General features: G+C 36.9%; 31 protein-coding genes and 3 pseudogenes. 25 read left to right on the top strand and 9 right to left on the bottom strand.

Translation table 11 applies throughout. From position 1 onward, the window contains the following. The 6 genes and pseudogenes from AN486_RS04275 to AN486_RS04250 all read left to right on the top strand — a co-directional run. Nucleotides 1-257, top strand: a pseudogene (locus AN486_RS04275) (hypothetical protein); the annotation flags it as partial. 93 nt (nucleotides 258-350) lie between these two features. Then, on the top strand, nucleotides 351-1499 hold the full coding sequence (locus AN486_RS04270) for a hypothetical protein (protein WP_290599437.1): 1149 nt from the start codon (nucleotides 351-353) through the stop codon (nucleotides 1497-1499). Between the two features lie 40 nt (nucleotides 1500-1539). After that, nucleotides 1540-1749, top strand: a complete 210-nt coding sequence (locus AN486_RS04265; protein WP_053540470.1) for a hypothetical protein — start codon at nucleotides 1540-1542, stop codon at nucleotides 1747-1749. A 388-nt stretch (nucleotides 1750-2137) separates the two neighbouring features. Next, nucleotides 2138-2299, top strand: coding sequence for a hypothetical protein (locus AN486_RS04260; RefSeq protein ID WP_234413236.1), 162 nt, complete (start codon nucleotides 2138-2140; stop codon nucleotides 2297-2299). A 113-nt stretch (nucleotides 2300-2412) separates the two neighbouring features. Next, nucleotides 2413-3936 carry a hypothetical protein gene (locus AN486_RS04255; protein ID WP_053540469.1) on the top strand — a complete coding sequence of 508 codons (1524 nt, stop codon included), beginning with the start codon at nucleotides 2413-2415 and terminating at the stop codon, nucleotides 3934-3936. 74 nt (nucleotides 3937-4010) lie between these two features. Further along, nucleotides 4011-4409, top strand: a complete 399-nt coding sequence (locus AN486_RS04250; RefSeq protein ID WP_053540468.1) for a Fic/DOC family N-terminal domain-containing protein — start codon at nucleotides 4011-4013, stop codon at nucleotides 4407-4409. Nucleotides 4410-4645: 236 nt separating this feature from the next. Here AN486_RS04250 and AN486_RS04245 read toward each other — a convergent pair whose 3' ends face one another. The 3 genes and pseudogenes from AN486_RS04245 to AN486_RS04235 all read right to left on the bottom strand — a co-directional run bounded on the left by AN486_RS04245 (nucleotide 4646) and on the right by AN486_RS04235 (nucleotide 5434). Continuing rightward, the gene (locus tag AN486_RS04245) at nucleotides 4646-5068 is read right to left on the bottom strand and encodes a TniQ family protein (RefSeq protein ID WP_234413235.1); all 423 of its coding nucleotides are present in this window, start codon (nucleotides 5066-5068) and stop codon (nucleotides 4646-4648) included. A 99-nt stretch (nucleotides 5069-5167) separates the two neighbouring features. Next, nucleotides 5168-5284, bottom strand: a pseudogene (locus AN486_RS04240) (helix-turn-helix domain-containing protein); the annotation flags it as partial. Nucleotides 5285-5287: 3 nt separating this feature from the next. Next, entirely contained in the window at nucleotides 5288-5434 is a 147-nt protein-coding gene (locus AN486_RS04235; RefSeq protein ID WP_168635599.1) for a hypothetical protein, read from the bottom strand. 253 nt (nucleotides 5435-5687) lie between these two features. Between AN486_RS04235 and AN486_RS04230 the strand changes: the two genes are divergently transcribed. From AN486_RS04230 to AN486_RS04205, 6 genes are all read left to right on the top strand, one after another. Then, a complete protein-coding gene (locus AN486_RS04230) occupies nucleotides 5688-5852 on the top strand; it encodes a hypothetical protein (protein ID WP_168635598.1) in 165 nt (54 codons plus the stop codon). A gap of 181 nt (nucleotides 5853-6033) precedes the next feature. Next, nucleotides 6034-6309 (top strand): DUF2281 domain-containing protein, encoded by a 276-nt coding sequence (locus AN486_RS04225; protein ID WP_168635597.1) that lies wholly within the window; start codon nucleotides 6034-6036, stop codon nucleotides 6307-6309. Beyond that, complete coding sequence (locus AN486_RS04220) at nucleotides 6299-6760, top strand: PIN domain-containing protein (RefSeq protein ID WP_053540466.1); 462 nt, start codon at nucleotides 6299-6301, stop codon at nucleotides 6758-6760. Before AN486_RS04225 ends, AN486_RS04220 begins: the two co-directional genes overlap by 11 nt. 41 nt (nucleotides 6761-6801) lie before the next feature. Then, nucleotides 6802-7212: a type I restriction-modification system subunit M N-terminal domain-containing protein gene (locus AN486_RS04215; protein WP_096663203.1), complete on the top strand. Its 411-nt coding sequence runs from the start codon at nucleotides 6802-6804 to the stop codon at nucleotides 7210-7212. Between the two features lie 125 nt (nucleotides 7213-7337). Next, on the top strand, nucleotides 7338-7934 hold the full coding sequence (locus AN486_RS04210; RefSeq protein WP_053540464.1) for a hypothetical protein: 597 nt from the start codon (nucleotides 7338-7340) through the stop codon (nucleotides 7932-7934). A 25-nt stretch (nucleotides 7935-7959) separates the two neighbouring features. Continuing rightward, nucleotides 7960-8181 (top strand): hypothetical protein, encoded by a 222-nt coding sequence (locus AN486_RS04205; protein WP_168635596.1) that lies wholly within the window; start codon nucleotides 7960-7962, stop codon nucleotides 8179-8181. Between the two features lie 264 nt (nucleotides 8182-8445). Here AN486_RS04205 and AN486_RS04200 read toward each other — a convergent pair whose 3' ends face one another. Next, nucleotides 8446-8898: a hypothetical protein gene (locus AN486_RS04200; RefSeq protein ID WP_053540462.1), complete on the bottom strand. Its 453-nt coding sequence runs from the start codon at nucleotides 8896-8898 to the stop codon at nucleotides 8446-8448. Nucleotides 8899-9224: 326 nt separating this feature from the next. Here AN486_RS04200 and AN486_RS04195 point away from each other — a divergent pair, with 326 nt between their 5' ends. Then, nucleotides 9225-9425: a type II toxin-antitoxin system HicB family antitoxin gene (locus AN486_RS04195; protein WP_053540461.1), complete on the top strand. Its 201-nt coding sequence runs from the start codon at nucleotides 9225-9227 to the stop codon at nucleotides 9423-9425. Nucleotides 9426-9478: 53 nt separating this feature from the next. Further along, a pseudogene (locus tag AN486_RS04190) lies at nucleotides 9479-9628 on the top strand (type II toxin-antitoxin system HicA family toxin); the annotation flags it as partial. A gap of 69 nt (nucleotides 9629-9697) precedes the next feature. Here the strand turns inward: AN486_RS04190 and AN486_RS04185 are convergent. After that, nucleotides 9698-12052 carry an arylsulfatase gene (locus tag AN486_RS04185; protein ID WP_290599436.1) on the bottom strand — a complete coding sequence of 785 codons (2355 nt, stop codon included), beginning with the start codon at nucleotides 12050-12052 and terminating at the stop codon, nucleotides 9698-9700. 137 nt (nucleotides 12053-12189) lie between these two features. Here AN486_RS04185 and AN486_RS04180 point away from each other — a divergent pair, with 137 nt between their 5' ends. Beyond that, a complete protein-coding gene (locus tag AN486_RS04180) occupies nucleotides 12190-12663 on the top strand; it encodes a type II toxin-antitoxin system VapC family toxin (RefSeq protein ID WP_290599435.1) in 474 nt (157 codons plus the stop codon). Between the two features lie 5 nt (nucleotides 12664-12668). Further along, nucleotides 12669-12833, top strand: a complete 165-nt coding sequence (locus AN486_RS04175; protein WP_290599434.1) for a hypothetical protein — start codon at nucleotides 12669-12671, stop codon at nucleotides 12831-12833. A gap of 141 nt (nucleotides 12834-12974) precedes the next feature. Here AN486_RS04175 and AN486_RS04170 read toward each other — a convergent pair whose 3' ends face one another. Next, entirely contained in the window at nucleotides 12975-13667 is a 693-nt protein-coding gene (locus AN486_RS04170) for a response regulator transcription factor (protein ID WP_290599433.1), read from the bottom strand. A 419-nt stretch (nucleotides 13668-14086) separates the two neighbouring features. Between AN486_RS04170 and AN486_RS04165 the strand changes: the two genes are divergently transcribed. The 9 genes from AN486_RS04165 to AN486_RS04125 all read left to right on the top strand — a co-directional run bounded on the left by AN486_RS04165 (nucleotide 14087) and on the right by AN486_RS04125 (nucleotide 22400). Next, nucleotides 14087-14605 carry a phycocyanin subunit beta gene (locus AN486_RS04165; RefSeq protein ID WP_290599432.1) on the top strand — a complete coding sequence of 173 codons (519 nt, stop codon included), beginning with the start codon at nucleotides 14087-14089 and terminating at the stop codon, nucleotides 14603-14605. 57 nt (nucleotides 14606-14662) lie between these two features. Then, on the top strand, nucleotides 14663-15151 hold the full coding sequence (locus tag AN486_RS04160; protein ID WP_168498763.1) for a phycocyanin subunit alpha: 489 nt from the start codon (nucleotides 14663-14665) through the stop codon (nucleotides 15149-15151). A 79-nt stretch (nucleotides 15152-15230) separates the two neighbouring features. Continuing rightward, nucleotides 15231-16064, top strand: coding sequence for a phycobilisome linker polypeptide (locus tag AN486_RS04155; protein ID WP_290599431.1), 834 nt, complete (start codon nucleotides 15231-15233; stop codon nucleotides 16062-16064). 198 nt (nucleotides 16065-16262) lie between these two features. Next, nucleotides 16263-17045, top strand: coding sequence for a HEAT repeat domain-containing protein (locus AN486_RS04150; RefSeq protein ID WP_290599430.1), 783 nt, complete (start codon nucleotides 16263-16265; stop codon nucleotides 17043-17045). 21 nt (nucleotides 17046-17066) lie between these two features. Beyond that, nucleotides 17067-17504, top strand: coding sequence for a HEAT repeat domain-containing protein (locus tag AN486_RS04145; protein ID WP_290599429.1), 438 nt, complete (start codon nucleotides 17067-17069; stop codon nucleotides 17502-17504). A gap of 280 nt (nucleotides 17505-17784) precedes the next feature. Beyond that, nucleotides 17785-18534: a phycobilisome rod-core linker polypeptide gene (locus AN486_RS04140; protein ID WP_290599428.1), complete on the top strand. Its 750-nt coding sequence runs from the start codon at nucleotides 17785-17787 to the stop codon at nucleotides 18532-18534. A gap of 406 nt (nucleotides 18535-18940) precedes the next feature. After that, nucleotides 18941-19156 (top strand): hypothetical protein, encoded by a 216-nt coding sequence (locus tag AN486_RS04135; protein ID WP_290599427.1) that lies wholly within the window; start codon nucleotides 18941-18943, stop codon nucleotides 19154-19156. A 17-nt stretch (nucleotides 19157-19173) separates the two neighbouring features. Then, the gene (locus tag AN486_RS04130; RefSeq protein WP_290599426.1) at nucleotides 19174-19596 is read left to right on the top strand and encodes a PIN domain-containing protein; all 423 of its coding nucleotides are present in this window, start codon (nucleotides 19174-19176) and stop codon (nucleotides 19594-19596) included. A gap of 194 nt (nucleotides 19597-19790) precedes the next feature. Next, the gene (locus AN486_RS04125) at nucleotides 19791-22400 is read left to right on the top strand and encodes a PAS domain S-box protein (protein ID WP_290599425.1); all 2610 of its coding nucleotides are present in this window, start codon (nucleotides 19791-19793) and stop codon (nucleotides 22398-22400) included. Nucleotides 22401-22408: 8 nt separating this feature from the next. On the opposite strand, the gene AN486_RS04120 is transcribed toward AN486_RS04125, so the two are convergent. The 3 genes from AN486_RS04120 to AN486_RS04110 all read right to left on the bottom strand — a co-directional run bounded on the left by AN486_RS04120 (nucleotide 22409) and on the right by AN486_RS04110 (nucleotide 24308). Further along, a complete protein-coding gene (locus AN486_RS04120) occupies nucleotides 22409-22846 on the bottom strand; it encodes a DUF202 domain-containing protein (RefSeq protein WP_290599424.1) in 438 nt (145 codons plus the stop codon). A gap of 42 nt (nucleotides 22847-22888) precedes the next feature. Then, nucleotides 22889-23230, bottom strand: a complete 342-nt coding sequence (locus AN486_RS04115) for a DUF1622 domain-containing protein (RefSeq protein WP_053540456.1) — start codon at nucleotides 23228-23230, stop codon at nucleotides 22889-22891. Nucleotides 23231-23453: 223 nt separating this feature from the next. Continuing rightward, a complete protein-coding gene (locus AN486_RS04110) occupies nucleotides 23454-24308 on the bottom strand; it encodes a bile acid:sodium symporter (protein ID WP_168635589.1) in 855 nt (284 codons plus the stop codon). Nucleotides 24309-24742: the final 434 nt, after the last annotated feature.

Genomic DNA, 24742 nt, shown 5'->3' with positions numbered 1-24742 from the left:
GTCGCCATCTTGACAAAAATCAAGAAAAATTGGCTGGACTTTATGCTGGTAATCCTCAGCGTAAAACGGCACGTCCTACTGCTGAAATGCTTCTTGTTGCATTTAAAGAAATCACATTGATATTAATTGAGGTTAACAATGAAGTCTACACTCATTTAACTACTCTTTCCCCTTTACAGCAGCGTATTCTTGTTTTACTTGGGTTTCCCCCTACTATTTATACTCAGCTTAGTGGTCAATCTTTTACTCCTGAGTAGAATTCTTCTAACTCTCGCAAAAATGGGCGAACCGGGAGTTATAACTCGGCTAATAAGCTTTTTGCTTTATCAAGGGTTTGTCCTGTAGGTATTATGGTATACGGAAATGCCCAGCTTACAGGAGTTCCTTGGGAATCACTTATTAAAGTATACAGACAGAAGCTAGGAAATTTATCTTTCCCTGAACTTCAAGATTATTGTAATGATTTTATTGATTTTATTAATAAACATATTAAGTTTTTCCCTGATGATTATCAAACTGAATCTGTTATATCTATTTTATCAGACACTTATAAACATCTCCAACAAGAAATAAGTTATGCTGTGGAGCAAGCTTTTAGTAACGATATACAGACAAAAATATCTGAAGAATTAACTAATAAAATCGCAAGTGAAGTAATAGAGAAAGCTGCTACTAATTTAGAAAATTTAGACAATATTTCTCACTTTTCAGAATCTTTTATTAAAGAAAAAACTGTTGAGTTTAATCCCTTGTTTCACAAGGTAATAGATCATGTATTTTCAGAATTTAATGTAACCACAAATATAAAAAATAATTTGCTTACAATAGCTGAATACTCTTTATTTAAGAAAACATTTTCCTCTCTCGTATCAGGAATTGTAATTGCTGGTTTTGGAGAAGAAGAAATTTTTCCTTCTTTACATACTTACGATATAGAATGTGTATTTGGTAATCAGTTAAAATATCGTCACAACGAAGATAAATCTCATGCAATAGGCAATTATCCTGCAATCATACCTTTTGCACAAGAGGATATGATTTCAACATTTATTGCAGGTATTGATCCAACGCTAGAAAATTTCTCTATTCATGCTCTAGAAGAAATTTTACAAAAATATTTTGAGACTATTATTGACCAAGCTAAGGAGTCTGATTCTAGTGAACAACCAGATTTTATTAATCAAATTAATAAACACTTTAATCAGACTAAACAATCTTTACTTGAAAAATACAATGAAAAGATGATAGAATTCAGAAGAGAATATCATATAAACCCTATTTTAGATACAGTAAGCATTCTACCCAAAGATGAATTAGCAGCTATGGCTGAAGCACTGGTAAGTCTTACATCTTTGAAGCGAAGAGTGACCACTGATGCAGAAACAGTAGGAGGACCTACCGATGTAGCCCTTATTTCCAAAGGAGATGGATTTATTTGGATCAAGAGAAAACATTATTTCTCTGCTGAATTAAATCGAGACTTCTTTGTCAGAAAATAATTCAATATCAAGATTTTGAGTTTACTAGGAGGTGATACCTTTGTCTGGAAAAAATCATATTCAATCCGAGCAGTTAGATACACAAACTAATTTTTATTCCTCATTTGAGGAATGGCAATCAAAAACTTTCCCAAAGTTAGCCCAAAAAGGAAAACGTAAATTAATAGAGAAAAAGCCTGAATTTCTTGGGAAACTCGCAGGAAATGAGATTATGAAGGAAATTCACTCTGAACTATTGAATCGCGCATAGAAAAGCTGAGGTGGTATCTTGAACTACCCAATACCTTCAGCAACTTTTAATCTGGGTTTAGATAGTTTTGTTTGCAGCGATATATCCATAGGCATATCGCTGTTAAATAATTTGTAGCTAGAGTAAAATTTTGTGACTATAACCCAAAAAGAACACAAAAAATCCATGTATGGTAATCTAAGCCTGATTTCTGGAGAAGTTAGGCTTTTTTAGTATATTTTGATCCCATCTTCCGCACCCTAAACTGTCACACAACGAAAAATGGTCGTTTGGGGATTTGGGATTAGCGAACTGCTTGCAGCAGCGCTTCGCTATCGCTACCTAAAATTTCGACATTTTTGTATAAAAATTATCCTTTAATGTATTCAAAAATCCGAAATTACCGATTGTGACACCGGGGGGTGCGGAATGTGGGTTTGATAAAAAGAGAGCGATTCCTACGGAGCGCTTCGCTATCGCTTCCCTGGATGAAGGTAAATCTGTAATTCCCGTGTGGTTAGATGTTATTTATCAGGAGTTACAAGAAAAATTAAAAGCTCAAATAAACTGAATTAGTGCATTTACTTGTATATAATAACGATAAGCTATTTAAGTGCTTCATATCAGCTTATCTACCTGATTGAAAAAGATGAGAAGTAAAGTTAAAAAGGAGTCTTGTTAGTAATGAGAATTAATAGCTTAGATGATCTAGATAGACTGGAATCTAAAATAGGTCAGCATCTCAGAAAATTTAAACTAGGGGATATTTTACACTCTTTACATTCTAAAGGAGAACAAATAGAGCCTTTTATAATAGCAGAATTAGTTTTATTCGCTATTAGATATTGCTCGCCAAGCAAGAAGAATATACAACTAAAAAAGAATATACCATCTAAACAATTAACATATTTATGTAACTTAGTTGGGCAATATCTCATCACAGATCCTATTATTTTTGATAAAACCCTACAGGATGAATTCACTCAGTCTAATCCTATATTTACTTTTCTCAGAATTGCAAATAAACAATTTCCATTTCGAGTTTACCCCTATAGCCAGTTTTCTAGGCCAATATCAATATATTATGAAATTCCTATTGCTTTAAATGTTAATCAAGAAAATCCTAAATCTTTTGATATGATTCAGGAGTTTCAAAATCTTAATGGTGTATCTATTCCTGAGTTTACTAACTTTCTATTTGTACTACTGTCATATTTAAAAGCTTATTCGACTTTTTCTCTGGATGATATAGTACGTCAGGCACGATCAAATGGAATTAATATACCTGACGATAAATGTATATCTATTATCATGAGCCAATTGGCAGGAGATCAAAATAAGTTAATTAATCTTTATCAAAAACGGCAAACTAAAGACCGCCGATTTAAAATGTATGATATAAGTCCTTTTTTTGAGTTTCCTGTAGTTTATCCTTGTACAAATAGAGGCTTTCACGATTTTGGTAATGATATTATAAGCTCGCCCATTCCTGATTTAATAGCACGAAGAAACTCACTAGGGATATATTATCAGTTATTTAATAACTTTACAACTAAATTTTCTACATACTTTGGTCATGTATTTGCAAAATATGTAGAGACAGTTTTGAAAAATTCTATCACTTCAGAAACGCTAATTGATATTGACAGTGAACTTGATGAATCTTATAGAGGAAAGAAACCAGATTATGCACTTATTGATGGTAATTTAGTTATTCTTTTTGAATGTAAAGCAATTAAATTAAGAAAAGATGCTAAGACTATGGCTACTGAAGAAGAAATTAACAAGAGTCTAAAAGAAGTCATAGATGGAATACAGCAGATAGATGAATTTATAAAGAATTGTCAAGCTAAATTGCCAAATCTTCAACGATTTGACAAATATACAATTTTTAAGCCAGTCTTAATAACTCTTGAAGAAATTTATCTAATTAATGATTATTTTTTTCGAGATTATATAAATAAATTTTTGAAAGAAAAAGGAGTTAGTTGCTTTGATTGGCAAATACTTTCAATAGGTGAACTAGAAGAGTTACAACCCCATCTATCACAAGGAATTCACTTATCTCAAGTTCTACAAGATTTAGAACAAAAAACATTTAATGATGTACTAGAAGACTTGAGTGCAAAAACTCAAAAAACATATAAAGACTCTTTTCTCTATCCTAAGCAGGAAGAACTATATCAACGCCTTGGTATTCCCGACTAACAGGAGTAACACCGACAAACGACAACAAAATTCTTTTTTAACATCAATTTTTTAGAAAAAAATCGAAACCTAGTATGAACCCCGAAGACTTTCAAAACACTCCTACAGGTAGATTAGTACAAATAGAAGAAGGTAAAAATCCTTGTTATGCTTTTGTTCCTAATCCCCTACCACCAATAATTGAACTGGATATAGAAATTTGGCGTACTCTTTCAGATGCAGACCGCGCTTTAGGTGAACTTGCCGGATTAGGACGTACCATGCCAAATCCGACTCTTCTCATTCGTCCATTTATTCGTCGTGAAGCTGTTCTTTCTTCACGAATTGAAGGAACGCAAACAAATATAACTAATCTTTATGCTTATGAAACAGGACAACTCTCACTTCCTGGTGTTGTTCCTCCAGCGCCTGAAGGAGATGCACAAGAAGTATTAAATTATGTGCGTACACTAGAGTACGGATTAGATGGTTAATGCTGACATCTTGTTCCAGGTTAGTGAAGGTTCTTACGGTAAAGTATTTATTGCTCCACAAGTCTTACAAGTCATAGAGGAGTAAATATACCTAAATTATACTTTTTCAATAAAAAGTATAATTATATTAATTAGAATTGTACTTGAATATCAATTCATTGAAACCCTTACAGTGGTTACTTTCTACTATAAAACAGCGATGAATTTTGGGGAACAGAGCGATCGCTCTCAATATCTTAAATATTCTTCTGATGTTCTACCATCTCCCCAAACGTAGTAAAACATCTTTGACACCAACCATCAACCCACAAAGCCGGAACTTTAAACCTAGCCCCACAATTAGGACACTCAGACAACAAACTTAAATGATGATGCTGACACCCCTGAGTTACCTTAAACTGCCACTCAATCCGGTGACAAGGGGAATCCACATAACAAGCAGCACAAAGCCGAATAGGTTCAAGATTCATTCCCACCCCGGCAGGTGCTAACATCTGCTCTAACCTATCAGCATCAACCCCCACAACCTTAGCCAAAGCCTCCAACTGTTGCCCAGAAGGAGGGGGATTAAAACGAAATTTTTCCCAACGAGCGATCGCACCCCCAACCCCAGCAGCCTTGCTAATTTCTTTACCTGCTTGGCGAATCCTGCGACTCATGGCTTTAGCCTCATCCAGAGATAATTCCTCTGTCTCCAAATCTTGAGCATAAGCACGAGCTAAAAATTCTTCGCGGTGTTTACCTTTGTCAGCACGTTGAGTGGTTTGAAGTCCGGCTAAACCTTGTTCTTCCCATTTTTTAACCAGTCTGCGGACTGTTCGGACTGATTTACCTAGTTTTGCTGCTACCTCCCTTTGTCTTTCTCCATAGGTAATGCGTTAGCGAAGCTTACCGAAGGTATCGCATGGTTCAAGTAATTTCTGGATTAGTTCCAATAGTTCTTTATCACCTGTGGATAGTTGAGTGATAATCTCGCTATCTTCTACTTCATCGTTATTGGGTTTATCATCTTGTGTTTCTAGCATATATGTTTATTACAAACATAGTTGAATTATACTCTATCGGAGGACAATTAATTTGTCAAGTAAAGTAAAGATTGGAAAAATAGAGATTTTCAATAGAGGACAATTAATTTGTCAAGTATTTAAACTCGGACAGCTATTTTGTCAATTGATGTTGAAGAGGCTAAATATAGGCTAAAATAGCAAAACCCTTACTATATAAGGGTTTAGGGTTTAATATTTTTGTGGACATTAATTTGTCAAGTGGTCATTTAATTTGGCAAGCGACATTAGTCCTTCCCCATTTGTAGATATTAGTGAGAAGTTTGTACATCGTGAAATTGGTGATATTTTAGCAGATTTAGCAGCAGCAAGACAAGCGAGGGAATGGGCTGATAAGGATTTAGATGAGGTTTTGGTTAAGTTGAATTTAGGTAAATGATTTAATCATATCTCGTTCCCAGTCTTCGACTGGGAATGTTCTACAGAGGCTCTGCCTCTAATGTCATTGAAGGCAGAGCCTTCTAGAATTCATTCCCATACAGAGTATGGGAACGAGAAAGATTTTGGGAAGTTTATCCAGTGGTGTAAAATAATTTTAGGAGTTATGAGGTTTTTTAGTTATGACTCAAGCTGTGGAAAAACAAGAATCTATTTTAGATAGAGTCCAGAATTTAACACCGGAACAACGGGAAGAGGTATTAAATTTTATTGATTTTTTGCAATTTAAGAGACAAAAGCAGGATGTAGAGCCAAAAAAACGCCGTAAATGGGGAGATATTAAAGGTAAAGCACCTTATCGTTTAGTTGGTGAAGATGCTCAAATTTGGGTGTCAAGAAATAGAAGAGAGGAGACGGAAAATAGAGAATTACATTTAAGAAGTAACTATGAAGATTGAAGATTATTTAATTCAGGGTAAAAAGTTATTTCTGGATACTGCACCAGTAATTTATTATGTTGAGAATAATCCTCAATATCAATCGTTAGTTAATTATGTATTTGAGAATCTTGATTCAGGTTTGCTGAGTGCTGTTACTTCTCCTATCACTTTATCTGAGTGTTTAGTTTATCCTTATCGTTTAGGATTAACTGAACTAAAAGAGGATTTTATTGATTTGATTGTTTCTGGTGTAAATGTTGAGTTTATTCAAATTGATGAATTAATTGCTAAACAAGCCTCTCAATTACGAGCTAAATATAATTTGGCTTTATTAGATTCTTTACAAATTTCTGTGGCTATTGTGGCTAAGTGTGATGTATTTTTAACGAATGATATTCAATTGAAACGAGTAACAGAATTACCAATTTTAGTTTTGAGTGATTTTTTGGCAGGTGGTAAAAATGGATAAAATAGAATTACCTCCTGGTTGGAAATCTACGGCGTAAGTGAATGAACCATTTTCAAGCCTTGCAATCTATCAAATTTTCGGAGCTTTTAATGGTCATGTCATTTACGCCAACCTGTACTAGATACTATATTCCTCAACAATATAATTGGGAGAAAATTCGTTTTCATCCTAAAGAGGGTTTAGGAGAATTTATAACTACAGCTATGCGAAAAATAGCTGGTTTTAATAAGAATTTATCGGGTATATTGACCCTAAAAGACTACAACGAAAAACAACATGATCAGCGTGTTTTAGATGATGATAGATTATCGGATTTAATTGAAGTTATCAGTCCTCATCATTTGGGGTTGAAAAATGCCAATGCTGATCGTGAAATTGGTGATATTTTAGCAGATTTAGCAGGTAACTGTTCACCCCCCCTATCTTTAACGAGAGATCAAGGGTTTCGATAATTTTAGAGGGGGGAGTGAATAACTACTTTAGCAGCAGTAAGACAAGCAAGAGAATGGGCTGATAAGGATTTAGATGAGGTTTTGGTTAAGTTGAATTTAGGTTATTAAGTTGAGGAGGACAATATATGTCTTATAGTGATTTTACTTTAGAAACTGTTAAGAAAAATCTACATCTGAATATTTCTAGCAGAGACAATATTTTTTCTGAAGTTGCACCATTACCAGTTAGTGAATATTTACAGGAAACTTTAGCCTATAATGTACCGGTTGCTTTGGCTAGTAATACGGAAAAATCTCGTTCTGAGATGATTATTACCCCGATTTTATTAGAATTAACTAAAAAGTTTGCTAATCAAATTAGTTTGTTTTCGGGTGTGGAATTTAATATTGAACCTAGTCAGGGTTTAAATGGAAATTGTGATTTTTTAATTAGTCGTTCTCCTGAGTTTTTATTGATTAATACACCTGTGATTATTATTGTGGAAGCGAAGAAGGAAAATATTAAAGGAGGTTTGGGACAATGTATCGCTGAAATGTATGCAGCTAGGTTATTTAATGAACGGGAGGAAAATCAAATTACAGAAATTTATGGGGTGGTAACTACAGGAGAAATTTGGAAGTTTTTAAGGTTATCAGGTGAATTGGTGCAGATTGATTTGGCTGAATATTTTTTAAATGATGTCAATAAGATTTTGGGAATTTTGTCTAGTGGTGTAAAATAATTTTAGCAAAGCATTATTTAAAGATGTGGAGGATAAAAGTCGAAAATCACTTTTTTTAATTTTCATAGGCGATCGCGCTGAAAAAATTCGCCAGCAGTTTGAAGATAGGCAAATTGAAGCAACAGAAGCATTAGCGAAACTCGAAGAAATTGCCAAGGAACGTATTCAAGCGGAAAGAGAACGGGAAAATCTCCAAATTGATGAAAATACCTATGCTATTTATACTCAAAACTGCTTGATTGTTTGATTCTAAACGAGGGGTAAAGCAAGAGGTTCATTGGTGTCAACTTAAGGTAAAACATCTATCCCGCAAAGAACTCAAGTCGTCTCATTCCCAGTCTCAGACTGGGAATGAATTCTAGAAGGCTCTGCCTTCAATGATATTAGAAGCAGAGCCTCATCAACTGCATTCCTAGTCAGAGACTAGGAACGAGATGTGGTAGGGATTTGATTTTATTGAATTCTATCCCGCCTTGCGCTCGGACACAAAGATATAAGTCTATTGTCTTTGTTAACCTTTCAAGTGTTTCTTTTTGATTTCATATGCAATTATCACACCAATGTAAAAGACAATATCTGCAGTAATTTTACCAGCCATAATTCCTAATACAAAATTATCTAGTGCTTTTGGAAAAAAATACATACAGAATGGTCTGATTAGGCTACTATCGAGCCACTCAGGAATACCAAACTCAAGAACCAAATTTCGGATATTTATGAAGCATGAAGTGATTCCATATCTTGTATTTTCCTTCTTATACTGGCTCATGCTAGTTCTAAGTTCTTGAAATAAAAAGAAACCGTAATAGCCAACAAATTCTCCCCATGTGCCAGCAAAAGAGGAAACTAAGGCGGAATGAGTGAATGAATTAGCTATAATTGCAGACGTTAATGCCGTAATTGTACCCACTATCTCTGCTGGTAAGTATCTCCATATCCAATCTTTTAGTTTTAGTTTCATCATTTAAGGAAATAAAGTAAGTTAATAGGTGAAGTAGTAACAACTCTTGAAGAAGGAGAAGCTTTATTTAATCGCAAAGTAGAGGCTGAGAAAGGATGGAGAGAGCGTAATAGTCCTCCTATTTAATACAGATATATACGTAGGGTAGGCAATACCCACCTTACGAAAAAGTCATTTTTTATACTTAATAGGAGGATAAATATCAATTAATTCTTGTGAATTTTTAGACACCAATAACTTTTAAAAAAGTTGTATTAAAAAAATTAATACTATTAAGATATAATTGTTCTTAATCATCATAGATCACCTAAAAAATTAAACTTCTAAGCATGAAAATAAAAGTCATTATTCACAAAGAAGAAACAGGTTACTGGGCAGAAGTTCCTGCTATCCCAGGTTGTGCTACCCAGGGCGATACTTTTGAAGAATTACTACAAAATATATATGAAGCCGTTGAAGGTTGCCTACTCGTTGATGTTGATTCATTAGAACTTGATGAATCTGCTCAAATATTAGAAATTGCCGTATGAAATCAATTTCAGGGAAAAATTTTGCTAAAGTATTATAGTCTCAAGGATGGCAACTTCTCCGCATTAACGGTAGTCATCATATTTACGGTAAATCCGATAATCCAGCCAGAATTTCTGTTCCTATTCATGGAAATCAATCACTAAAACCTGGACTGTTACGGCATTTTCTCAAAGTTACTAATCTCAGTGAAGACGATATTTAATATTCTCAGTAAATATGAATAATTTGATTAATGGTGGGTCAGATAACCCACCCTGAGAAATATTTCTGTTTACTGTCGCGCCATAATAGTCCGCATTTCAGCTTCCCGATCTTGAATCAAATCACCACTAACATCCACCATCACACTATAAATCTTACCCGTAAACTTAAAAGGCGGTTCATAATCCGGCGTAACAGGCGCACCGGGGGCAATTCCACAGGTGACACCACTGGTCAAACCTAGTGCTAAAGGAGTAGTTACAAGCACATCAATCTGCCCGACCAATTTCTCATCAATATACAATTGTCCGCGTCCTGGCGTTCCTTTTCCCTTGGCTAAATCTGGTTGACCCGTGACTTTAAACTCAAAGCGCAACTGGTGACGACCTGCTGGCACAGATGACCCAGATTCAACATGATAGAGCGATCGCCCCACATAATTATGAACCCAGTGCAGTTTGCCATTTTGGACATAGAAAGAATAGCCACTATCATTACCCCCATGAGCCAGTAATATCCCTTCTGCGCCACCTGGGGGAATCTCCACATCAGCCGTAATACTGTGGGGACGATTTAACACCCTCACCGCACTACCGGCGGGAATCGCTTGAGTATCAGGATAGTAAACATAGCGGCTACGATTGACAGCAATTTGCGGGCGTTCTTCCGCGAATCGTTGCACGCCACGTCCATCCACAGGCAACACATTATACTTGCCAGCCTCAATATACCAAGTAGCAATCATCTCTATTAACTTAGGACGATTATCAGCCGCAATATTGTGATTTTCCGCAAAATCTGAAGCAACGTGATACAGTTCCCAATGATGAGTATCCAAATCCGTCAGCGTTTCCGCCGAAATTGCCTCACCAAAAAATTGCCCTGCTTCTGTAAATGAAGGACCCGGCCAAGGACAAACCGCCCGCCAACCATCATAGTAAAGAGAACGATGTCCCATCATCTCGAAATACTGGGTAAGATGCTTAGTAGGGGCGGTACTATGATTAAAAGTATGGGCAAAACTGACACCTTCAATGGGAGATTGAGTCACACCCTTAATCGTTGTCGGTGGTGTAATTTCCAGTAATTCCAGTACCGTCGGCACAAGGTCAATAGCATGAGCGTACTGAGTCCGAATTTCCCCTTTAGCCTCAATACCTTGACTCCAATGCACAATTAAAGGGTCGCTGATTCCCCCGCGATAGGTTTCCCGTTTCCACCGTCGGAAAGGCGTATTCCCAGCCCAAGTCCAACCCCAAGCATAATGGTTAAAGGTTTCTGCACTGCCTAATTTATCCAATGCTTTGAGATTTTCCTCTAGGGATTCGGGGACATTGTTAAAAAACAGGTTCTCATTCACTGAACCAGTTGGTCCCCCTTCCGAACTTGCACCATTGTCCGAGATCACCATAATTACAGTATTCTCGAACTCACCGATAGATTTGAGGAAATCGAGTAAACGACCGATATGGTAGTCAGTATGGGTTAAAAAACCAGCATATACTTCCATCATCCGGGCATAAAGCCGTTTTTCGGCGGCTGCTAGGGAATCCCAATGAGGAACATCGGGATCATGGCGAGAAAGTTCGGCATCTGCGGGAACAATCCCCATTTCCTGCTGACGGGCAAAAACCTTTTCCCTGTAAGCTTCCCAACCATCATCAAATTGTCCAGCATAGGCATCAGCCCATTCTTTGGGGACATGATGGGGAGCGTGCATTGCCCCCGGACAGAAATACATGAAAAAGGGCTTATTTGGGGCAACCTGCTTGGCATCAGCGATAAAGCTAATGGCTTTGTCTGCTAAATCTTCGGTTAAATGATAGCCTTCTGCGGGGGTCTTTTCTGGCTTAACGGTGTGGTTATCATAAACCAAATCTGGATAATACTGGTGGGTTTCTCCGCCTAAAAAGCCATAAAAACGTTCAAAACCGCGACCAAGAGGCCAGCGATCATAGGGTCCTGCGGCTGAAAGTTGGTCTGAGGGGGTTAAATGCCATTTTCCTAACGCATAGGTGTTATAACCCTTCTGGAGTAATATCTCTGAGAGAAACCCATTTTCAAAGGGAATATTCCCATTACCTCCGGGATAACCCGTAGACCCTTCTGTAATGCAGGACATGGCGTTAGAATGGTGATTGCGCCCAGTCAGCAAACAAGAACGGGTGGGAGAACACAGTGCCGTTGTGTGTAAGTTGTTGTAGCGTAAACCATTGGCGGCTAATGTGTCTAGGTTGGGTGTTTTGATGGGACTTCCGTAGCTTCCAAATTGCCCAAATCCTGTATCATCGAAAACGATAAATAGGACGTTTGGTGTACCTTCTTTTGCCCGCCCCGGTTCTGGCCAAGCTGGACTGGATTTATCAACTGTCCGGCCGATGACTCCGGGGAAGGTAGTTCCGGGTTTGTATTCACGCAGAGACATAAATCTAAACTCTTGAGAATATTTAATTTTTAACAAAAACCCCGAAGTTCTATATCCTCTTTAGGAGGGGGTAATTTATAAATTTATGGACTGAATTACCATACTGAGAAAACTAACTGTGTGAATGCAAACTAACAATGAAAGCAAAAGTTTATATTGAAACTTCAGTAATTAGTTACCTAACTTCTCGTCCTAGTCGTGATATCGTGATTGCTGGTCATCAACAAACAACTCTAGAATGGTGGCAAAATGATCGGGGAAAATTTGATTTAGTTGCTTCACAGCTAGTTATTCAAGAAGCAAGTGCAGGAGATCCTATTGCATCTGAACAAAGACTATCAATTCTTGATAAGATAGAATTATTGGCAACCACAGAAGACGCATTAATTCTAGCCCAAGCTTTTCTTGAGTTTAAAATCATGCCGGCAAAAGCGTCTGAGGATGCTTTGCATATTGCTATTGCCGTTACGAATGGTATAAATTACTTATTAACATGGAACTGTAAGCATATAGCCAATGCTATAATTCGTAGAGAAATTGAGCGTATTTGTCGTTCTAGAGGCTACGAACCTGTAATCATTTGTACTCCTGAAGAACTTATAGAGAGGTAAAATTTATGTGGGAAGATCCAATTATAGAAGAAATTCGTCAAACGAGGGAAGCACATTGTCGACAATTTAACTACGATTTAAAGGCAATTTATCAAGATTTAAAAGCACAAGAAAAGAAAAGCAAGAGACAATTTGTGTCTTATACTCCCAAAAAGATTAGTTTAGTATAATCGCTTTTGTTCGTCCGATGACTCCGGGAAAAGTAGTTCCGGGTTTGTATTCACGCAGAGACATAAATCTAAACTCTTGAGAATATTTAATTTTTAACAAAAAGCTCGAAATTCTATATCCTCTTGATGACAGATTTAAAATCAGCAACTTTGCAAAAGTTCTGGTGATTTGAGACGATATCCTAGACCGTGCATAGTTTCAATAAAATCTTCTGGTGCGCCAACAGCTTTGAGTTTTTGGCGGACACTTCTGAGATGAACTTTAATAGTATGTTCGTCGGGAGATGTTTCGCTTGTCCACAGATTTTCAATAATCACGCTGCGACTGATAACTCGCCGACCATTTCTTAATAGTAATTCTAAAAGACTGTATTCTTTTGGTGTTAAATGCAGGAAATTGTTTTTATAACTGACTTCGTAGGTACTAGGGTTAAGTTGTAAATCTCCCCATTGTAATATAGGCGTGGAGCTTGTGTTCCCTCGACGCAATAAAGCCCGAATCCGCGCAAATAATTCACCTAAATCAACAGGTTTAATGATGTAGTCATCTGCTCCAGCATCTAAGCCATTAATCTTGTTACTAATTGTATCACAAGCTGTGATCATCAAAATCGGCATTTGATGACCATGAGACCGCACCCGATGACATAAAGTAATACCATCAATTTCTGGTAGCATCACATCCAAGAGCAGCAGATCATAGTTTATGGCTTTGGTACAATCCCAAGCAACTTCTCCGTCGGCAGCAATATCAACAACATAGAGTTGGTCGCTTAGTGCCTCTGCTAAAGTTTCTGCTAAACGAATATCGTCTTCAACTAAAAGAATCCTCATTAGATTATAGATGAATAGAAATTAAAAATATGGAACTTAGTAGTCACCTTACAGGAAAATGGCTATATCCACATCCCACTAAATGAATAGAAGTCGAAACTTAGTAATCACTTTACAGGAAAATGGCTATATCCATATCGGGGAGAAATTAGGGTATTTTCGCCATAAAAACCGCAAAAAATCTAATCTTACCCACCATAAACACATAATACTTCTTCTAAATCTGCAATACTTCTTTACAAACTCGATTGCGAATTGTTACAATTTCTATTTTTCTACTAATCTTTCCGATTTATTTACTATTTCCTTACCTATTTATTTACACCTGACCCATTAATCTTGTGAACATAAGGCAGGGGAAAGAAACACCACCGCCGCCACAACCCAGGCAAAACCTGACAGTTTAGGAGAAATTGAAGATGCTTGATGCTTTTTCTAGAGTAGTTGAACAAAGCGATCGCCAAGGTGCATATTTGACCGATGATCAAATTAATGCTCTTTCCGCTATAGTTGCAGATGGCAACAAACGCTTAGATGTTGTTAACCGTTTGACCAGCAACGCTTCCGCAATCACAGCTAATGCCTATCGCGCATTAGTAGCTGAACAACCCAACGTATTTGGTCCTGGCGGCGCTTGTTTCCACCACCGTAACCAAGCAGCTTGTATTCGTGATTTAGGCTTCATTTTACGTTATGTTACCTATTCCGTAGCGACTGGAGATGCCAGCACTATGGATGATCGTTGTTTGAACGGTTTGCGCGAAACCTATCAAGCATTAGGAACACCTGGCGCTACAGTTGCTTCCGGGATTGGCAAAATGAAAGATGCAGCGATCGCTATTGCTAACAGTAACGCTGGTATTACCCGTGGTGATTGCAGCAACTTAATGTCTGAAGTAGCTAGTTACTTTGATCGTGCAGCAGCAGCAGTTGCTTAATTTTGAATCGAATTTTCATCTGATCATCCATAATACATTTCCCGGAGAATTTTAACCATGAAGACCCCTCTAACCGAGGCTATTGCTGCTGCTGACTCTCGTGGCGCATACTTAGGCAACACCGAAATGCAAGCTATCTTTGGTCGCATGAGCCGCGCTCAAGCTGGCTTGAATGCTGCTAAAGCCTTCAACCAAAACGGTCAAAAATGGTCTGAAGCTGCGGCTAACCATGTTTACCAAAAATTCCCCTACACCACCCAAATGCAGGGTTCTCAATACGCTTCTACCCCAGAAGGTAAATCAAAATGTGTTCGTGACATCAGCCATTACCTCCGCACCATCAGCTATTGCTGTGTGGTTGGTGGCACAGGACCATTAGATGAGTATGTAGTTGCAGGCGTAAAAGAATTTAATGCTGCTTTGGGTTTATCCCCCAGTTGGTATGTAGCCGCATTGGAATTTGTCCGCGACAACAATGGCTTATCCGGTGACGTAGCTGGAGAAGCAAATATTTACCTCAACTATGCTATCAACGCATTGAGCTAAAAATTTACAAGTTAAACGAGTAAGGGGAAAGGGAAAAATACTTTCTTTTCCCCTTATTTGATCATAAGGAGTTAAAAGCATGACCCTTTCAATGGAACAGAGGTTAGGCATCAGTGCGGTTTTAGACACAAAAATCGAACTACGCCCTAATTACAGCGAAGACGAATTACAGCAAGTCCTCAAATCTGCTTACGAACATATATTTGGACGCGAACGAGTTTATATTGGTGGAACTTTTGCTAGTGCAGAAGCATTGCTCAGAGATGGACAAATTAGTGTACGCCAATTTGTGCAAACATTAGCAAAATCCGAATTTTACAAAGATCGCTTCTTTTATAGCAATTCCCAAATTCGGTTCATTGAACTGAATTATAAGCATTTGTTAGGACGCGCTCCCTACGATCAGTCAGAAATTGCTTATCATGTGGATATCTATGCTGCTGAAGGTTATGATGCAGAAATAGATTCTTATATTGATAGCCAAGAGTATAATAATGCCTTTGGTGATTCCACAGTTCCCTACTTCCGGGGATTCAAGTCAATTGATGGCATGAAACAAGTAGGATTCAACCGCTTGTTTACACTGTATCGGGGTAATGGTAACAGCGATAATGCTGGCACAAAAAGCCCCCGCTTACGGCAACAATTGGCAATGAATTTGCCTAATGTCATCATTCCTCCCAGCACATCTATTAGATTTATATCTGATATTGGTTTTGGACAATTAAAAACTTCTTCCAATCGCGGAGACAACCGGATGTATGTGATGGAAGTTATCGCTGGTGGAGTTGGTACTAAAGTAGCAATTCGTCGTAGCCGACAGTTGTACAATGTACCTTTTGATCAACTTTCCCAGAAGTATCAACAAATTCACAAACAAGGCGGCAAAATTATCAGCGTCAGACCTGTATAAAAGTAGTTGGTGATTAATCGAATTACCAATTATAAATCTGGTGAAAAAGAATGTAGAGACGTTCCATGTAACGTCTCTACAAATATTCTGAATAACCCATATTAAAATTCGGAAGTTGTGTATTAGATTAACAGGACAAATCAATCATCTTCACATTCATCCTGTTCATCCTTTAATCCTATAAATCCTGATTCTGACATGATTACTACTTCTCCTGCTGAACCAATTCTTTCTCCTGAAACTGCAATTACATCCTTAGATAATGAGGATAATCAAATTAGATATTATGCTGCTTGGTGGTTGGGAAAACATCAAATTCAGTCAGCTTGTGCAGCCCTTTGTCAGCAACTCCAAGACGTGCGTTATCGCACAGTTCAAGGTGGCTATCCCTTACGTCGTCAAGTTGCTCGCGCTTTAGGACAACTCAAAAATATTGAAGCATTACCCGCTCTCATAAATGCCCTAAACTGTGATGAAGATGAGCAATTTCGGGAAGTTGTCATTGAGGCTTTAGGAAAAATTGGCGATTCGACTGCGGCTGTTCCTCTATTACAACTTTTACAATCTGGTACACCCCAACCCTACGAAGCCTTAATAGAAGCCTTGGGAGAATTGCGAGTCATAGAAGCACGTTCACTTGTTGAGCCATTTTTAAAACATGACTCCGAAAGAGTCCAATGTGCTGCGGCTCGTTATCTTTATCTCATCACCCAAAAACCGGAATATCTCGAACGCATTATCCAAAATCTTAATCACGAAAATCCCTATTTACGCTGGGCTGCGGCTTTCGATTTAGGAGCAATTGGTCATATAGAAGCAGCAGAAGCAATTGTAAAAGCAAAAGTTGGTAATAGCCTCAAACTATTAAACCTAAAACGGATTTTAGAAACAGTATTAGAAAGTGATATATCAGAAATAGAAAAACAACAAGCGACTCAAACCCTATTTCAAATAATTGATCAACTATTAATCCAACTTTAATAATAAACAAACTTACCAATTATGAACACAACATTAGAACAAATTGCCTCCCCAAAAGTAGAATCTCTAATTGCAGATTATCACACCTGCATAGATCAGAATGAACAAGCAAAAATTATCAGCATTCTCGCTGAACTTGGTGATGATCTCGCAATAGATTTATTGGTAGATGTGGTAGGTGTAGAAGTTGCCAATCATTGTCAAGGGAATGTACGTCGAGTAGCAGCTAGAGGCTTGGAAAAGATGGTAATTTCTACTACGGATTCTGAAAAAAGACAAAAGGCAATTGATAAGCTTTCTTGGGCTTTATTAAATGCTGAAGATTGGGCGTTGCGTTATGCGGCTGCGGTGTCTTTGGGAGCAATTGCGACTGTGGAAATAAATACTATCCTTTATCAAGCTATGACGCAAGAATCGGACAGAGTTGTTAAAGAAAGGATTCAGATGATTTTGAAATAATTGTCAGAATCAGGATGTCCACCGATTAAAGGATTTACAGGATTAAATTCCTGTTTTTAAATTATCGTCAGGATTCAGGATACAAAATATTTGATATAGGATTTCTGACTTCTGACTTCTAACTTCTAACTTCTAACTTCTAACTTCTAACTTCTAACTTCTAACTTCTAACTTCTGACTTCTGACTTCTGACTCCTGACTCCTGACTCCTGACTCCTGACTCCTGACAAATTATCAATTTTCTACAAATGTTCATTATTATTTAATAAACAATCTCACCATGACTATTCCATTAAAAACTTACGCTCCCTCCAGTCAAAACCAACGAGTTAAAGGATTTGAAATTCCTGGAGAGGAACAACCCAAACTTTACACTACTGAAGGAACTCCTTCCACAGTAGAAATGAATGAGTTAATTTGGGCTGCTTATCGGCAGATTTTTAACGAACAACAAATTCTTGTTAGTAACCGTTTATTGACTTTAGAATCTCAGTTAAAACACAAAAGTATTACTGTTAGAGATTTTATTCGCGGATTGGTAATGTCTGAAACTTTCCGTTTACGCAACTATGACACAAACAACAATTACCGATTTGTAGAAATGTGTGTACAGCGTGTTCTGGGACGGAAAGTTTACAATCAACAAGAAACAATTGCTTGGTCAATTATCATAGGTACTAAGGGGTTGCAAGGGTTCATTGATGCACTGTTGAGTAGTGAAGAATATCAAACCAGTTTTGGTGATAACACTGTTCCCTATCAACGTCGGCGGATTATTTCTCAGCGTCATCTAGGAGATTTACCTTTTAGCCAATTTCCTCGCTATGATCAATACCATCGTCAGCAATTAGAGAAACTGGGATATTTCAAAGCTAAAGCTCCTTTGGTATATTGGTGGAAATGGCAAAGAGATCCCTATCCCAAGGTTTATCAAGTGATTTCATCAGCTACTTGGTTCGCGGGAATTAGCCTGATAGCACTTGGGACTCTTGTGGTGATTCTGTCCTATTACGGTCTGGTTTCTTTGTAATTTCAAGTTAATTGAGATCAATTTTTATAACAGCCTGAGAATAAATTTTCAGGCTGAATTTGTTTTTTTCTGATAGTGTGGTTTGCTTTCTTGCGTTATGTAAAATGGAGAGCGATCGCAAAGCACTCCGCAGAAATCACTCATCTATCGTTAATGATTGTAGGGGTTTAGCAATGCTAAACCCCTACGTTTGTGGGAAAATGTTAAGATTGGCGTATCGCTCTTTCTGTTCTTTGGGATAATGGAGAGCGATCGCAAAGCTGACCTTTCGCGTAGCGTTCCGTAGGAAAGATATTGCCCAACATCAAAGAAAATAACAGCAAATTGCTTGATTAGGTTAAAAATAGGAAAAACACTCGTCAACTACGCTATAATAAAAAACTCTATAGTTTAATAATAACTAATTATGAAAAAAATAGAAATAGAACTAGATCAAGAAACTTATGACAAAATACAACAACTAACCCAGACTAATCATTGTCAAATCTCAGACTTAATTAAAGCAATGATTGAGCAATTGACTCAACCAGAAATTCTCAACGATTCATTTATTGGCAAATGGTCAGATGATGCGGAATTAGTTGATAAACTGATTGAAGATATGTTAAAACATAGAACCTAAAAAATGCTAAATTAACAGTGAAGAATAAAACTTTAATTGATACAGATATTTTATCGGAAATTCGCAAAGGTAAAAATATCCAAGTTATAGCTAAAGCGATTGCTTATAAAACTATTTTTAAACATTATACAATATCTGTAATTACAGTCTCAGAAGTTATCAAAGGATGGAGAAAATTAAACCGCAATGATAGGATTCAGGAATTTTTAATAGATTTACCACAAATGGAAATCTTATCTTTAGAACAAAAAAGTGCTGAATTATCTGGATTAATTTATGCTGATTTAGAAAAAACTGGACAAACTATAGGATTGGCAGATGTATTAATTGCTGCAATCGCTATAGAAAATAATTTAATTTTAGTAACAGGAAATACTAAACATTATCAAAAAATTCAATCATTAGGTTATCCTTTGCAATTAGATAATTGGAGAGATTGATTTAGGATAAATGATAGGTAGCGATCAAAAAAAGTTATAATACTCTTGATTAATGTCTTATGCTAACTACATACACCGCAAAATATACCAAAATAAATTTCATATAAAAACTATTCCCGTCAAAAAACATTCTGCAATTTGTAAACAAGCTGATTTATTATCTAAATTTTAACCCCCCTCTCTAAACCTTCCCTATGCTCAATCCATTCGGTATTTTCATTGGATTATTTATTATTGTTATTTTCACAACTTACTACCTTCTACAACGACAAATAACTCAACGAAAACGAGCAGAAAAGATTCTCCGACAGCAAACAGAAAGAGAACGTCTAATTAGTCAAATAGCTCACCACATTCGCAAATCCCTGAATTTAGATGAAGTGCTAGTGACCACAGTAGCAGAGGTAAAACAGTTTCTCCAAGCTGACAGAGTGCTAATTTATCAGATTTCGGAAGATGGTACTGGTTGTGCAATCACGGAAACTGTATCAGAAAATTATCCTTGTATTCTTGGAGAAACATTTCCAGAGGAAGTATTTCCCAGAGAGTATCATCATGCTTATACTCAAGGAAAAATTCGCGCTGTTACCAATATAGATCAAAGTGATGTAGAATCTTGTTTAGCAGATTTTGTAAAACAGTTTGGTGTAAAAGCTAAATTAGTAGTCCCAATATTACAAGAATTGCGAGATATTCCTACTAATTCTCAACCTTATCTTTGGGGTTTGTTGATTGCTCATCAATGTAGTGATATTCGTGAATGGCAACCTTGGGAAATTGAATTAATGGTACAATTAGCCAATCAAGTTGCGATCGCTATTCAACAATCAGAATTTTATGAACAACTACAACAACTGAATATTGAACTAGAAAACCGAGTTCAACAACGCACAGAAGAACTAGCTCAAACTAACATTTCCTTACGAGCAGAAATTATCGAACGTCAACGCACCGAAGCCGCACTTCGTCACACAAATCAAACTCTTGAATCTTTGATTGCTGCTTCACCCCGGGCTATTTTTACCGTAGATTTAGATAACAATATTAAAATTTGGAATCCTGCGGCCGCAAGAATGTTTGGTTGGACAGAAACAGAAATTTTAGATCAACCTAACCCCATCATTTCCATAGAATTAGAAGAATATCAAAAAATTAGAGAAAGCATCATTCAAGGTATCACTCTTCCCCGTTTAGAAGTCCGTCAACCCAAAAAAGACGGTACATTGATAGATATTGTTTTTTCTGCTGCTCCTCTCCGCAACAGCAATGGAGCAATTAATGGTATAGTCGCAGTAGTTGCAGATATCACAGAACAAAAACGTCAAGCTGAACAAGTGCGGTTACTTCAATCTGTGGTTGTTAATACTAATGATGCTGTTTTAATTACAGAATTTGAACCCATAGATGAACCTGGACCACGCATTTTATATATCAATCAAGCCTTTACACGCATGACTGGTTATAGTTCCGAAGATGTGTTAGGTAAAACTCCCCGTATTCTCCAAGGTCCAAAAACAGATCGGGTTGCTTTAGATCAAGTAAGAAATGCTCTTTCTCGTTGGGAAACTGTTACAGTTGAAGTTATTAATTATCGCAAAGATGGTTCAGAATTTTGGGTAGAATTTAGTGTAGTTCCTGTAGCTGATAAAACAGGATACTATACTCATTGGATAGCAGTACAAAGAGATATTACAGAACGCAAAAGAATTGAACAAGCATTACAGCGGAGTGAAGAAAGATTCCGTTCACTGATTGAAAATGCCTTAGATGTTATCACTATTTTAGATACAGAAGGGACGATTCAATATATTAGTCCATCTGTAGAAAAAGTTTTAGGTTATCAATCTGCTAATTTGATTGATTATAATTTTTTTGCTCTGATTCATCCTGATGATTTTGTCACTACTTGTTATCACATTACCAATGCAATTAAAAATCCTGATGTTGCTTTACCAGTTGAATTTCGTTATTGTCATCAGGATGGAAATTGGCGAACTTTAGAAGCTATTAGTCAGAGATTTGTTGACAATTCAGAACTAACACAAATATTTGTTAATTGTCGTGATATTACTGAACGCAAAAGATTAGAAGAAGTGCGGTTAGCATTGGAAAAAGAAAAAGAATTAAGCACCATGAAAATTCGTTTTTTCTCTATGGCATCCCATGAATTTCGGACACCATTAAGTGTGGCTTTAGCTGCTGCTCAATTATTAGAAAATTCTCCTTATGCTTGGCAAGATGACCAAAAAAGGATTCGCAATTTACACCGTATTCAAGATTCTGTAAAAAATATGGTGCAATTATTAGATGATATTTTAACTATTAATCGGGCAGAAACAGGTAATTTAGAATTTAATCCTACACAGCTAGATTTAGAAAAGTTTTGTCGTCAATTTATTGAAGAAATTAGAATTAGTGATGGTTCTGGACATATAATTAATTTTGTTTGTGAAGGAAACAAAAAACAAGCATATTTAGATGAAAGGTTATTGCGTTCAATATTAGGAAATCTCCTATCAAATGCAATTAAATATTCTCCAGAAAACATTCAAGTTGAATTTTATCTTATTTTTAAAGACAGGGAAGTGATCATTAAAATTTGTGATCAAGGAATTGGCATTTCTATAAATGATCAAAATCAATTATTTCAACCATTTCATCGGGGTAAAAATGTCCGCAATATTCCGGGTACAGGTTTAGGTTTAATGGTTGTGAAAAAATGTGTAGATTTACATGAAGGCAGTTTAAATATTATGAGTGAATCTGGTCATGGGACAATTGTTACTGTTACATTGCCTTTGTAAATCAAAAGTCAAAAATTCATTGCTCGAATTAGCACACCAATAAAACTAACAAAGCCAATTACAAGTAAAGCCACCCCGATAATTTCCGCACTGTGAGAAGTTTCGTAGGTATAGCGATTATTTTGAATTTGTTTAAGTAACTGACGATGTTCTCTCAACCCTAAAACCATTCCCAACATTCCTGTCACAATAAAAGATAGTCCCACAATCACCGAAAATCTGACTGGGTTCAGGTGATGACTAATGCGAGTATTTTCAATCGCCCTAACGATAGTGGGAATACCAAAACCAAAACCAATCAAGGAAAGACAGGTGCGTATCCACGCCATTAATGTGCGGTCTGCTGCCGCTCGACTGCGGTATTTAGCTAGTTCTGTCCGATCTGCGGCTAAATCGTTGGTAGACAATTGTTCAGGTGTTTCTGATTTGATAAGTGGCTGATTCATTGTGGTAAAATGTGCCTGTAAATTACCTCTGAATAATTACTTTTATTGTTGTTTATTGAGTTCTTGATTCAGAAAATAATTGAGGAAAGTTCTAATTAAGGCAACAATTCCTAATTTTCCTAGAGACTCAAAGGTTGAATGGTAGGTTGTAGAAAGAATATCTGCTCCTAATTGAAATTCTAATGCCAGCACTAGCCAAATGCCAAAGTTGAGCCGGATTTGCAGAAATCTGTTTTGACTATGATGATGGTTCAGAGAAATTGCTATTTTTCCGCTTTTTAATACACCCAATAAAATACAAAAAACAGAAATAGATTCTAGTAAAAATTTCAGCAAAGTCACAACAAATGATAACCAGCTCTCTAGCTGTTCAAATAATGCCATAATTTAGATTTTTACACGCAGAGACGCAGAGGCACGGAGAGGAATTGAAAACCGCATTTAGAGGATGTTTGAAAAGTTTTTAATGTATAAATAAACCCCTCTCCAAACCTCTCCCCGACGCGGGGAGAGGCTTTGAAACCCCCATTCCCTTGTAGGGAAGGGGGGAAGGGGGGTTAGGTTTCTGGAGATTATCGGTTTCATCTAATACTTTTCAAACAACCTCTTAGCTAGGTTGTTTCTCTAATTTGCGTTTATTCCAAATTGAGTAAAAACCACCTAGAACTGCTCCTACAATTACATAAGCTATGATTGTGGGAATTACCTGTTGTTGTACGTCATTCAAAATAGCGATAAACAAAGCTAAACCGACATTACGAGCAATACAGGAAATTGCTAAAATTGGTTGTGTATCATCATTATGATCTCCTAAACTGTGTCCTATTGCTAGAGAAACAATTATCATGATTGTAATCACAACCATTGGTAATCCCCAAACTTTAAAAAATAGGGGAATCCCTAAAATACCAGCCAAAATAACCAGCAGTAATAAAAGAATATCAGCAATAAAATTTAAAGGTTGGGCGATATTTTCGGCAAATTTAGGAGTAAATTTTTGCAGCAACAGACCGATACTGACAGGCAACAACTGTACCATGATCACCTGTCTAGCGACTTCTAAAATTGTCACTTTTTCTACAAGATGCTGAAATAGGGTGAAAAAAATGCCCAATGTGACGGGAGTAACGCAGACTGCAAGTATGGCGAGGGTTAATTGAAGACTGGCTGCGTAACAGAATCTGCCTCCAGCCTTTTGCGATCGCTTTGTGGTCAGAGGCGCACCTGGAGAAGCCGCTAACAAGGCTAATCCTGTGATTACTTCTGGGGGTAAGTGAAACAGTTTTAGCAGGACAATAACCACTAAAGGAACTAGCACCACAACGGCTAAAAGCGCACGGAATAGTAAAGCAGGTTTTCGCCACAGGGAGAGCATTTCTTCAAAACAGAGATTGCTGCCTATGGCTAACATTAGAGAAAAAATCGTGATTTTAACGAAAATCAGCAATAAAGGATGGTGCATGGCTTTCACTACATAACTTGCTCCCTAGAAAGATATGAAACGAAATAAAGCGATCGCCAGGGTTTAGGAACTTCCAAGAAAAAAATTATCCCAATAAATGAACAAAAGAACCACAGAGGCACAGAGAACACAGAGAGAGAAGAAATAGAGAGAGTTTTTGCGTTAGTTTTGGGACATATTTTTATTTGGAAGTCCCTTAAAAAGCGGTTAAAACCGCACGAGTCGTTTTCCTCTCAGCACTAAAGTGACTGAGTTTCCCACTTACCACAAGGTCTTATGATATCTCTAAACACAACCCCCTATTACTATCTCTGGTAATAAGCTTTATTGCTCCCAACTTCCTACCTGACATCTTGCACCAACAAAAATTGATGTTAAGTAGTGAGACAGAATTAATTACACAATAGACATCTCCGAAAATTAAATATGCGTGA

Source organism: Anabaena sp. AL93, from assembly GCF_001672085.1.
Lineage (GTDB): Bacteria > Cyanobacteriota > Cyanobacteriia > Cyanobacteriales > Nostocaceae > Dolichospermum > Dolichospermum heterosporum.
This window is presented reverse-complemented; position numbering and strand designations above follow the sequence as displayed.